Raw genomic sequence first — 10,960 nt, 5'->3', positions numbered from 1 at the left:
GGTGCGGTTGTACGAGCGGCTGGGGTTCTCCCGGGTGGCCGGGTTCACCGAGTGCGCGTTGACGTCAGCGGCCGCGGCTGGGTGAGTCGAACCGGCCGGCGCGGATCTCGCGCAGGGCGCGGCGGCGGGTGTCGCCGCGCAGCGTGTCGACGTAGAGGCGGCCGCGCAGGTGGTCGGTCTCGTGTTGCAGGGCGCGGGCGAGGAAGCCGCTGCCGGTGATGGTGAGCGGTTCGCCGTGCTGGTCGTAGCCGTGTGCGGTGGCGTGCATGGCGCGGGGGGTCGGGAAGTACAGGCCGGGGATGGACAGGCAGCCTTCCTCGTCGTCCTGGAGTTCGTCGGACACCTCCAGGGTGGGGTTGACCATGTGGCCGCGGTGGCCGTCGGCGTCGTAGACGAACACCTGGGCGTTGACGCCGATCTGGGGTGCGGCGACGCCGGCGCGGCCGGGTGCGCCGAGCAGCGTGTCCATCAGGTCGGTGACGAGGGCGCGCAGTTCGGCGTCGAAGCTGGTGACGGGTTCGCTGGGGGTGCGCAGCACGGGGTCGCCGATGATCCGGATGGGGCGCATAGTCATGTCCGGAAGGCTATCCGTTGCTTACCGTTCGCGGGTGTCCGGTGGGGTGTCCAGCAGGCCGGTGTCGGCGATGCGGTCGCGCAGGGGCCGGCGGCGCAGGGCGGCGAGGACCGCGTACAGCTCGTCGGCGAGTGGTACCGGCAGTTCGGTGTCGAGGTGGCGTACGGCGGTGGTGGTGGCGGCCCATTCGGCTTCGACGGCGGGCAGCAGGGCGCGGGCGCGGTCGGTGAGGGTGACGATGCGGTGGCGGGCGTCGGCGCCGGGGCTCAGGTCGACGAGGCCGGCGCGGCGCATCTGGGCGACGGTCTGGCTGGCGGCGGAGTGGGTGACGCCGACGCGGGCGGCGAGGTCGCGGATGGGCAGTGGGCCGTCGGCGACGAGCGCGCGGACGACCGGTGAGTAGCGGGGCCGGTAGTCGGTGAGGCCGAGCCGCTGGTGGACGGCGGCGACGTCGCCGTCGAGGACGTCCAGGACGTGGCGTAGCAGGGTGCCGAGGGCGTCGCGGTGGGGGGCGGTCACGTCCACTAATGTAACAGCGCTGTTGTATCTGACCCGGGGAGGCCGCACATGTATCCACCGATCGAGCCGTACGCGCACGGCATGCTGGACGCCGGGGACGGGCAGCGCGTGTACTGGGAGACGTGCGGCAACCCGGACGGGCTGCCGGCGCTCGTGGTGCACGGTGGGCCCGGGTCGGGCGCGGGCGCGTCCTGGCGGCGGCTGTTCGACCCGGCCGCGTACCGGATCGTGCTGTTCGACCAGCGTGGCTGCGGGCGCAGCACTCCCCCGGCGTCGGATCCGGCGACCGACCTGTCGGTGAACACCACCGGGCATCTGCTGGCCGACATGGAGGCGCTGCGCGCGCACCTGGGGATCGACAGGTGGCTGCTGTGCGGCGCGTCGTGGGGGTCGTCCCTGGCCCTGGCGTACGCGCAACGGCACCCGCAGCGGGTGAGCGCGCTGGTGCTGTTCAGCGTGGTCGCCAACACCAGCCGCGAGATCGAGTGGCTGACCCGGGACATGGGCCGGGTCTTCCCGCAGGAGTGGGCGCGGTTCCGCGACGGGGTGCCCGAGGCCGACCGCGACGGTGACCTGTCGGCCGCGTACGCCCGGCTGGTCGCCGACCCGGACCCGGCGGTGCGGGACAAGGCGGCGCGGGACTGGTGCGACTGGGAGGACGTGCACGTGTCCCTGGCCGGCGGGTACGCGCCGAGTCCCCGGTACGCCGACCCGGTGTTCCGGTACGGGTTCACCCGGCTGGTGACGCACTACTTCGCCAACCGGGGTTTCCTGCCCGACGGGCAGCTGCTGCGCGACGCGGGCCGCCTCGCCGGCATTCCGGGGGTCCTGGTGCAGGGCCGGCTGGACGTCAGCGGCCCGCCGGACATCGCCTGGCAGCTGACCCGGGACTGGCCGGACGCGCGGCTGGAGATCGTGGAGTCCGGCGGCCACGGCGGCGGGCACGGCATCGGCGAGCGGGTGGTCGCCGCGCTGGACGCGTTCGCCGCCGGCCGGAGCCCCGCCCCCGGCTAGAGCCGCCGCCCGAGGCCGGGCAGCCGGGGCGGCGGACAGCCCGTCAGCCGGCGAGCAGGGCGCGGATCGGGGCGGCCTTGGCGGCGGCCTCGGCGACCTCCGCGGCCGGATCGCTGTCCCAGGTGATGCCGCCGCCGGCCCACAGGTGCAGCAGGTCCCCGTCGGCGGCGGCGGTGCGGATGGTCAGGCCCAGGTCGAGCCGGTCGGGCCCGACCCAGCCGAGCGCGCCCATGCCCGCGCCGCGCCCGACCGGCTCCAGCGCGGCGATGCGCGCCAGGGCGGCGTGTTTGGGCGCGCCGGTGACCGACCCGCCGGGGCACACCGCGCGCAGCAGGTCGGCCAGGCCCAGACCGTCGGCGGGCGCCGCCGACACGGTGGACTCCGCCTGCCACAGGTCACACCAGCGGCGTACGGCGAACAGCTCGTCGACGCGCACCGAGCCGGTACGGGCCACCCGGGCCAGGTCGTTGCGTTCCAGGTCGACGATCATGACGTGTTCGGCGCGTTCCTTGGCCGAGGCGAGCAGGTCGCGGCGTCCGGCGGGAGTGGCCGGCCGGGTGCCCTTGATCGGGCGGGTCACCAGCCGGCCGCGCTCGACCGCGACGAGGGTCTCCGGGGAGGCGCAACCCAGCGCCCAGCCGGGGCCGTGCAGGGTGCCGCCGTAGCGGGCGCCGGGTAGCGCGGCGAGGCGGGCCAGCGCGGGCAGCGGATCACCGGCGTACGGGGCGGCGGCGTGGCCGACGACGTTGACCTGGTAGACGTCGCCACGGGCGATGGCCTCGCGGACCGCGCCGACGGCGGCGGCGTGCGCGGCCGGGGTCCAGCTGTCCCGCCAGCCTCCGAGCCGCCACGGCGCGGGGGCCGGCGGCCGGGGCGCCGCCGGGCGGTCGGTGTGGTGGTAGACGACCACCACCAGGTCGGGCAGCGCCGGCGCGGGGCTCGGCGCGCCGGGCGACACGCCGATGGCGTACGCGCCGGCGGCGGCGGACAGGTACAGCGCGGCCCCGCACACTCCGGCACCGGCGTCGTGGCGGCCGGGGCGCGACAGGTCGTCGCGGGTGATGCCGTGCGCGGCGAGGAAGCGTTGTGCCAGGTCGGCGGGGTCGCCGCCGTCGCCGATCGACCAGTGCAGGCGGGCGGTCTCGACGAGCCGGCGGCGGCATCCGGGCGGCGCGCCGGGAACATCGACCTCCACCTGTGGGAGCGCTTCCACGACGTCCGGGCCGTTACGGGTCATCCGTTCAGCCCATTCTGGGTGAACATGACGCATCCTTGCTCGTTGCCGCTCAGTTTTCCTTGGTACTGTGCGTCACTGGTCATGTGAACCATGACACAGTGCCCCCACAGTCCGGAGAACCCGATGTGTCAGCACCAGCCCACCTGCCCCTCCGCCGACGCGACCGACCGCGAGGCCGCCCGCGTCCTTGCCTGCTTCCCTGAGCAGGGCTGGAGCCTGCTCTGCAACGGCGTCATCGTCTTCGAGGACACCGGTGAGCTGCTCCCCGACGGGCGCACCATCGCCCCGCACCGGGGTCCGGCCCGCCACGCCCTCGTCGCCTGAGCGATCACGCAGCGTCAGTGAGCGTACGCGCCGGTCATGACCGTCCGGCGCACCGGCCGGGGCGGCGACAGCCCACCGCCCCGGCGTCAGCCGCTCAGTCCTCGAACGCCTCCGGCGCGGGGCACGAGCACACCAGGTTCCGGTCGCCGTACGCGCCGTCGATGCGCCGCACCGGCGGCCAGTACCGGCCCGCCCGGTCCACACCCGCCGGGTAGGCGCCCACCGACCGCGGGTACGGGTGCGGCCACTCGTCGGCGGACACCATCGCCGCGGTGTGCGGCGCGTTGGACAGCGGGTTGTCCCCCGCCGGCCACTCCCCCGAGCCGACCTTGTCGATCTCCGCCCGGATCGCGATCATCGCGTCGCAGAAGCGGTCCAGCTCAGCCAGGTCCTCGCTCTCGGTCGGCTCCACCATCAGCGTCCCGGCCACCGGGAACGACATCGTCGGCGCGTGGAAGCCGTAGTCGATCAGCCGCTTCGCCACGTCGTCCACGCTCACACCGGTGGCCTTGGTCAGCGGCCGCAGGTCCAGGATGCACTCGTGCGCGACCAGGCCCTTGTTGCCGGCGTACAGCACCGGGAAGTGGTTGCGCAGCCGCGCCGCCACGTAGTTCGCCGCCAGCACCGCCACGCCGGTGGCGCGGGCCAGCCCGTCGGCGCCCATCATCCGCAGGTACGCCCACGGGATCGGCAGGATCCCCGCCGACCCGTGGTTCGCCGCCGAGATCGCCGGCCGCCCGTCGGCGCGCGCACCGAGGGGGTCACCGGGCAGGAACGGCGCCAGATGCGACCGCACCGCCACCGGCCCCACACCCGGGCCGCCGCCGCCGTGCGGAATGCAGAACGTCTTGTGCAGGTTCAGGTGCGACACGTCCGCCCCGAACCGGCCCGGCTTGGCGAACCCGACCAGCGCGTTGAGGTTCGCGCCGTCGACGTACACCTGACCGCCCGCGTCGTGGACCTTCGCGCACAACTGCGCGATGCCGGTCTCGTACACGCCGTGCGTCGACGGGTACGTCACCATGATCGCGGCGAGCGCGTCCCGGTGCTTGTCGATCTTCGCGTCGAGGTCGACCAGGTCGACGTTGCCGTCGGCGTCGCAGCCGACCACCACCACCCGCATGCCGGCCATCACCGCCGACGCGGCGTTGGTGCCGTGCGCCGACGACGGGATCAGGCACACGTCACGGTGACCCTCGCCGCGCTCCCGGTGGTAGCCGCGGATCGCCAGCAGCCCGGCCAGCTCACCCTGCGACCCGGCGTTGGGCTGCACGCTGACCGCGTCGTAGCCGGTCACCTCCGCCAGCCAGCCCTCCAGCTGCGCGATCAGCTCCCGGTACCCGGCGGTCTGCTCGTCCGGCGCGAACGGGTGCAGGTGCGCGAACTCCGGCCAGGTGATCGGCTCCATCTCGGTGGTGGCGTTGAGCTTCATGGTGCACGACCCCAGCGGGATCATGCCGCGGTCCAGCGCGTAGTCGAAGTCGGCCAGGCGGCGCAGGTACCGCAGCATCGCCGTCTCCGAGTGGTGGCTGTGGAACACCGGGTGGGTGAGGAACCCCGACGTGCGGGCCAGCCCGTCCGGCAGGCCCGCGTCGGCGTCGCCGTCGAACCCGTCGACGCCGAACGCCGCCCACACCGCGGCCAGGTGCGCGGCCGTGGTGGTCTCGTCGCAGGAGACGCCGACCCGATCGGCGTCGACCAGCCGCAGGTTCACGTTGCGCGCCGCCGCCGCGGCCACCACGTCGGCGGCGCGGCCCGGCACGATCGCGGTGACGGTGTCGAAGAACGCGACGTCCGCGACCTCGACGCCGCCGGCGCGCAGCCCGGCCGCGAGCCGCGCCGCCGCCTCGTGGGTACGCCGGGCGATGGCCCGCAGGCCGTCCGGGCCGTGGTAGACGGCGTACATGCCGGCCATCACCGCGAGCAGCACCTGCGCGGTGCAGATGTTGCTGGTCGCCTTCTCCCGCCGGATGTGCTGCTCGCGGGTCTGCAACGCCAGCCGGTACGCCGGGTTGCCGTCGGCGTCGCGGGACACCCCGACCAGCCGGCCCGGCAGCATCCGCTCCAGGCCCGAACGCACCGCCAGGTAACCGGCGTGCGGCCCACCGAAGCCCATCGGGACGCCGAAACGCTGCGTGGTGCCCGCGGCGATGTCGGCGCCGACCTCACCCGGCGGGCGCAGCAGCGTCAACGCCAGCAGATCCGCTGCCACCGTCACCAGCGCGCCCACCCCGTGCGCCGCCTCGACCAGGGCGCGGTGGTCCCGGACCGCGCCGGACGCGCCCGGGTACTGCAGGTGCAGGCCGAAGAACTCCGCCGGCAGCTCGTCGCGCTCGACGTCGACCACGCGCACCTCGATGCCGAGCGGCTCGGCGCGGCCGGCGATCACCGCGACGGTCTGCGGCAGCGCGTCGGCGTCGACCACGTACACCGGGCTCTTGCTCCTGGACGCGCGGCGGGCGAGCGTCATCGCCTCGGCCGCGGCGGTGCCCTCGTCGAGCATCGAGGCGTTCGCCGTGGCCAGACCGGTCAGGTCGGTGACCATGGTCTGAAAGTTCAGCAGCGCCTCCAGCCGGCCCTGGCTGATCTCCGGCTGGTACGGCGTGTACGCGGTGTACCAGGCCGGGTTCTCCAGCACGTTGCGGCGGATCACCGCCGGGGTGTGCGTGCCGTGGTAGCCCAGGCCGATCATGGACACGGCGACTGTGTTACGCGACGCCAGGGCACGCAGCTCGGCGATCGCCTCCCGCTCGCTCGCCGGGGCGGGCAGGTCCAGGGTGCCGTGCCAGCGGATCACCTCGGGGATCGCGGCGTCCATCAGCTCGTCGACGGAGCCGTAACCGACGGTGTCCAGCATCCGGCGCTCGTCGTCGCGGCCGGGACCGATGTGCCGGTCGGCGAACTGCTCTGCGGTCATGCGCTGCGCTCCTTGGTGGGGCGAGGTCGACGGGTCGGCCTCCCCCTGAGTCGCGCTGACGCGCTCCACAGCGCCTGCCCACGTGGTCCTTTTGCCTGAGAGGTTCCGGGGAGAATCTGCCCCTTCGGCGCCGTCGGGTAGACGGTCTCTCCCACGTGGGTGGTACCGGCACCCCCAACGCTACCAGCGGGCGTGTTTCCGGCTCATGTCCCGGGGGTTGATCACACCGGCGCCGGGGCCGCCGCCACCCGGTCGGCCAGCGCGCACAGGGTGGCGCCCAGCGGGGCGTCCAGCCGCAGCGCCGCGTAGGTGTCACCGCGGGTGACGCCCTGGTTGACGATCGCCACCGGGATGCCGTGGCGGGCCGCCCGCAGCACGAACCGCCGCCCCGACATCACCGTCAACGACGACCCGAGCACCAGCAGCGCCCGGGCCCGCTCGACGAGCGCGAAACAGTCCGCGACCCGCGGGGCGGGGACCGTCTCACCGAAGAACACCACGTCCGGTTTCAGCATGCCGGCGCCGCAGAGGCCGCAGTCGACGGTGTGGAACCCGGTCACCGCGTCGTCGGGCAGGTCCACGTCGCCGTCGGGGTTGACGCGCGCCACCCGCGCGTCGAAGCCCGGGTTCGCCTCCGACAGGCGCCGATGCAGCTCGTCGCGGCCGGTGGCGTTGCCGCAGTCCAGGCACGTCACCTCGTCGAGACGGCCGTGCAGCTCGATCACGCCGGTGGCGCCGGCGGCGGTGTGCAGCCCGTCGACGTTCTGGGTGATGATCCCGCCGAGCAGCCCGGCCGCCTGCAACCGGGCCACCGCCCGGTGCCCGTCGTTGGGCGCCGCCCGGGCGATCATCTGCCAGCCCAGGTGGCTGCGCGCCCAGTACCGCCGCCGCGCCAGCGGATCCCGGGTGAACTCCTGGTACGTCATCGGGGTGTGCCGGCGCGCCGCGCCGCTGGGCCCCCGGTAGTCCGGAATGCCCGACTCGGTGGACAGGCCCGCGCCGCTGAGCACCACCACGTCCCCGGCGGCCACCAGCCGCGCCAGTTCCTCGAACGCCTCACTCACCCGTCCATCGTCCCTCGCCGGCCCCGCACCTCCCACCCCGCCGCCCGCTCCCCGCCGGCTCTCCCGCCGTCGATCATGAGGTTGGCGGTGTCCGGACCGGCGTGTCGGGCCGCCAACCTCATGATCGACGAGGCCGGTCGCCCGGCGGGGGCCGGTGTGGCGGGCTAGGTTGAGCGCATGCGCGTCGTCATCGCCGGAGGGCACGGAAAGATCGCCAAACTGCTGGAGCGGGAACTGGCCGGACGCGGAGACACCGCGCTCGGACTGATCCGCAACCCCGACCACGCCGCCGCCCTGCGCGCCGCCGGCGCCGAACCCGTCGTGTGCGACCTGGAACACACCGACGTCGACACCCTCGCCGCCCACCTCGCCGGCGCCGACGCGGTCGTGTTCGCCGCCGGCGCCGGCCCCGGCAGCGGCGCCGCCCGCAAGGACACCGTCGACCGGGGCGCCGCCGTGCTCCTCGCCGACGCCGCCGTCCAGGCCGGGGTACGCCGCTACCTGCTGGTTTCCTCCATGGGCGTGGACGCCGCGCCCGCCGACGGCACCGACGACGTGTGGGCGGCGTACCTGCGGGCCAAGAAGGCCGCCGAGGACGACGTCGCCGCACGGGACCTCGACGTGACGGTGCTGCGGCCCGGCCGCCTCACCGACGACGAACCCGCGGGCCGGATCACCCTGGCCCGGCACGCCGAACCCGGCGCGATCAGCCGCGCCGACGTGGCCCGGGTCCTGCTCGCCCTGCTGTACGCCCCGGCCACCGCCGGGCACACCCTGGAACTCGTCGGCGGAGACAGCCCCATCGCCGAGGCGATCGACGCCGTCACCGCCTGACCCACCGCTACGTCCCGGCCCGCCCGCCGCGGCGGACCGGGACGCCGGTCAACGCTGGTGGCGGGACAACGCCGGCTGCGGCGAGCCCCCGCCGCCCTGCGGCAGCTCCCGGGCGATCCGCTCCATCGTGCGCGACAACTGCTCACTGCCGTCGTCGAGGTGCCGGGCCGCCGCCTGCATGTGCGAGATCATCATCTCGCCGAAGATCCGCAACGCCTCGCGCGTGGCCACCGAGTCGTCGAAGCCGCTCCCGGCGGCGCTGCGGTACTCCGTCACCGCCCGCTCGGCCTCCCGCTTCGCCTCCTCCGCCGCCGCCCGCATGTAACTCTCGTACTGGGTACGGGCGTACTCGGCGACCCGGCGCGCGTAGTCGTGGGCCTGCGCGATGATCTGCTCGGCCTCCCGCTGCGCCGCCGACAACAGGTTGACCTCCTTCGCCGCCGGCGTCACCGCCTCGGTACTCGGGATCACCCCGTGCCGGTGCAGCTCCAGATGGTCGTTGAGCCGCTCGTTCTCCGCCCGCAGGTTCGCCACCTGCGCCGCCAGCAGATCCAGCTCGTCGGCCACCTGCAACCGGAACCGGTCCACATCGGTCTGGTCGTAGCCGCGCCGGGTGAACGCCGCCGACCCGAACTCCCACCGCCGGACCCGGTCCGAGGTCAACCGCACCTGCACCGGACCGGACACCTGCTGCGCGTCGTAACTGCTGATCGGACCCGCGCTCACCGGCTCACCTCCGTTGTTGCCGACCTGTCCGCGCCGGTCATCGTCCGCCACGCCGGGCCGTACCAGTGCTTGCCGTAACCCTCGTGATGCACCTGACCCGGCTGGTAACCGGCACCGGTCAACGCCGCCACCGACTGACCCACCATCTCGTCGGAGCCGCACACGTACACGTGCCGCGACCGCCAGTCCCCGTCGGCCAGCACCCGGTCGGCGATGCGCACCGACTCGCCCGGCCGGGCCGGATCCGCACCGGCCACGTACGACACCCGCAGCCACGGATGCGTCGCCGCCAACTTGTCGATCGCCTCGCTGTCGTAGAACTCCGTCCGCGAACGGGCACCCACGTACAGGTCCACCCGCCGGCCCGAACCCTCCGCCGCGACCTGCTCCACGAGCGCCTTCACCGGCGCCCAGCCGGTCCCACCGGCGAGCAGCAGCAGATCCGACGACCCGGCCTGCCACAACGTCAACCGGTCACCCACCGGCGACGCCAGATGGATCTGGTCACCGGCCGCGCACCCGTACACCAGACGCGACGACACCACACCACCCGGCGCGGCCCGCACGTGCAGCTCCACCGTGCCGTCCGGACGCGGCGCGTTCGCCGGCGAGTAGTACCGCCACGACCGCACCGCCGGATGCGACACCCCGATCGACTGACCGGGCGCGAACGGCAACAGATACTGCGGGCGTACCGTCAGCACCGCCACGTCGAACGTGCGCTGCTCGTGCGTCAGCACCTCCGCCACCCACCACGGCGGCGACTGCGCCTCCGCGGCCTGCGCGCCCTCGATCATCACCTGCGCCACGAGCCCGTACGCCGCGGCCCAGTCCGCGGCCAGCTCCTCGGTCCACGCCTCACCGCAGAAGTGCCGCAACGTCGCCAGCAGCGCCTCACCGACCGCCGGGTAGTGCTCGGCGCGCACCGCGAACTTCCGGTGATCCGCGCCGAGATCCCGCAGGAACCCGACCAGCCGGTCCACCTGGTCCACGTGGGACACCACATGCCCCAGCGCCGCCACCAGACGGTCCCGCTGCCCGGCCATGTTCGTGGGGAACATCTGCCGGGTCTCCGGATGCGCCAGGAACAGCGTCGAATAGAAGTAGAGCGGCACCTGGTCGCCGTGCGCGGCGACCAGGGACCAGCTCTGCTTGAGCCGTGCGACGTCCACGCTCAGGCGTCCCCCGCCGACACGACCTGCTCCCGCACCTGCCCGAGCACGACCTGAACGTCGGCGATCACGTCCGCCGGCACACCCAGCTCGACGAGCGTCGCCGTCAGGTGCTCACCGACCTTCGCGTAGTGCCCACCGGTGATGTTCAGCGGCTGATGCGCCTCGGCCAACCCACGACCCGCGTACTCGTTCGGGCCACCGAGCACCACCGCCAGCATCAGCGCCAGGTGCCGCCGCTGCTCCACCATGTCCACGTCGGCGAAGTAGCCGGCCAGATCCGGATCGGCCAGCACCTTGTCGTAGAACAGCTCCACCGCGGCCTTCACCGCGGCCGCGCCGCCGATGCGCTCGTAGTGGGAGATCGGGGTGGTCTCGCTCGTCACCGTCATGCTCGGGTCCTTCCAGCAGGGGTCCGCGGGCAGCGCCGCGGCAGGGGCTCGCCGTCCGGCGCGGCGTCACACAGCGTTCCGCCGTGACGTCGACACGCCGACGACCGGAACGGACCATAGCGCGCCCGCCACGACACTTCACGCCGCCCCTGTCCGGATCCCGAGAACTGTCGATCACGGACAGTCA

General features: G+C 73.9%; 11 protein-coding genes and 1 riboswitch. Of the genes, 3 read left to right on the top strand and 8 right to left on the bottom strand.

The window, feature by feature from the left end; all coding sequences use genetic code 11:
* Positions 1-64 precede the first annotated feature (64 nt).
* Positions 65-574, bottom strand: coding sequence for a peptide deformylase (def, locus tag EAD96_RS11410; RefSeq protein ID WP_120569871.1), 510 nt, complete (start codon positions 572-574; stop codon positions 65-67).
* Positions 575-595: 21 nt separating this feature from the next.
* Positions 596-1,093 (bottom strand): MarR family winged helix-turn-helix transcriptional regulator, encoded by a 498-nt coding sequence (locus tag EAD96_RS11405; protein WP_121684247.1) that lies wholly within the window; start codon positions 1,091-1,093, stop codon positions 596-598.
* A 48-nt stretch (positions 1,094-1,141) separates the two neighbouring features.
* Between EAD96_RS11405 and pip the strand changes: the two genes are divergently transcribed.
* The gene (gene pip, locus EAD96_RS11400) at positions 1,142-2,107 is read left to right on the top strand and encodes a prolyl aminopeptidase (protein WP_121684246.1); all 966 of its coding nucleotides are present in this window, start codon (positions 1,142-1,144) and stop codon (positions 2,105-2,107) included.
* 43 nt (positions 2,108-2,150) lie between these two features.
* Here the strand turns inward: pip and EAD96_RS11395 are convergent, their stop codons facing one another.
* A complete protein-coding gene (locus EAD96_RS11395; protein ID WP_121684245.1) occupies positions 2,151-3,344 on the bottom strand; it encodes a chorismate-binding protein in 1,194 nt (397 codons plus the stop codon).
* A gap of 123 nt (positions 3,345-3,467) precedes the next feature.
* Between EAD96_RS11395 and EAD96_RS11390 the strand changes: the two genes are divergently transcribed.
* A complete protein-coding gene (locus tag EAD96_RS11390) occupies positions 3,468-3,668 on the top strand; it encodes a DUF5999 family protein (RefSeq protein ID WP_013286363.1) in 201 nt (66 codons plus the stop codon).
* A gap of 94 nt (positions 3,669-3,762) precedes the next feature.
* On the opposite strand, the gene gcvP is transcribed toward EAD96_RS11390, so the two are convergent.
* Together gcvP and EAD96_RS11380 are read right to left on the bottom strand one after the other, a co-directional pair.
* A complete protein-coding gene (gene gcvP, locus EAD96_RS11385; protein ID WP_121684244.1) occupies positions 3,763-6,585 on the bottom strand; it encodes an aminomethyl-transferring glycine dehydrogenase in 2,823 nt (940 codons plus the stop codon).
* 73 nt (positions 6,586-6,658) lie between these two features.
* A riboswitch (glycine riboswitch) is annotated at positions 6,659-6,749 on the bottom strand.
* A 57-nt stretch (positions 6,750-6,806) separates the two neighbouring features.
* Positions 6,807-7,649 (bottom strand): NAD-dependent protein deacetylase, encoded by an 843-nt coding sequence (locus tag EAD96_RS11380; protein ID WP_121684243.1) that lies wholly within the window; start codon positions 7,647-7,649, stop codon positions 6,807-6,809.
* 177 nt (positions 7,650-7,826) lie between these two features.
* On the opposite strand from EAD96_RS11380, the gene EAD96_RS11375 reads away from it, so the two are divergent.
* Positions 7,827-8,483, top strand: coding sequence for an NAD(P)H-binding protein (locus tag EAD96_RS11375; protein WP_120569866.1), 657 nt, complete (start codon positions 7,827-7,829; stop codon positions 8,481-8,483).
* Between the two features lie 48 nt (positions 8,484-8,531).
* Here the strand turns inward: EAD96_RS11375 and EAD96_RS11370 are convergent, their stop codons facing one another.
* From EAD96_RS11370 to EAD96_RS11360, 3 genes are read right to left on the bottom strand one after another with little or no spacing between them, the layout of a single operon-like run.
* Positions 8,532-9,209, bottom strand: coding sequence for a DivIVA domain-containing protein (locus EAD96_RS11370; protein ID WP_091426887.1), 678 nt, complete (start codon positions 9,207-9,209; stop codon positions 8,532-8,534).
* Complete coding sequence (locus EAD96_RS11365; protein ID WP_121684242.1) at positions 9,206-10,381, bottom strand: globin domain-containing protein; 1,176 nt, start codon at positions 10,379-10,381, stop codon at positions 9,206-9,208. Before EAD96_RS11365 ends, EAD96_RS11370 begins: the two co-directional genes overlap by 4 nt.
* A gap of 2 nt (positions 10,382-10,383) precedes the next feature.
* On the bottom strand, positions 10,384-10,773 hold the full coding sequence (locus EAD96_RS11360; RefSeq protein ID WP_120569863.1) for a group 1 truncated hemoglobin: 390 nt from the start codon (positions 10,771-10,773) through the stop codon (positions 10,384-10,386).
* Positions 10,774-10,960 lie beyond the last annotated feature (187 nt).

It is taken from the genome of Micromonospora sp. BL1 (assembly GCF_003667485.1).
Classification (GTDB): Bacteria; Actinomycetota; Actinomycetes; order Mycobacteriales; family Micromonosporaceae; genus Micromonospora; species Micromonospora tulbaghiae.
Note: the sequence above shows the minus strand (reverse complement) of the source record. Positions and strands in the feature narration are given on the sequence as shown.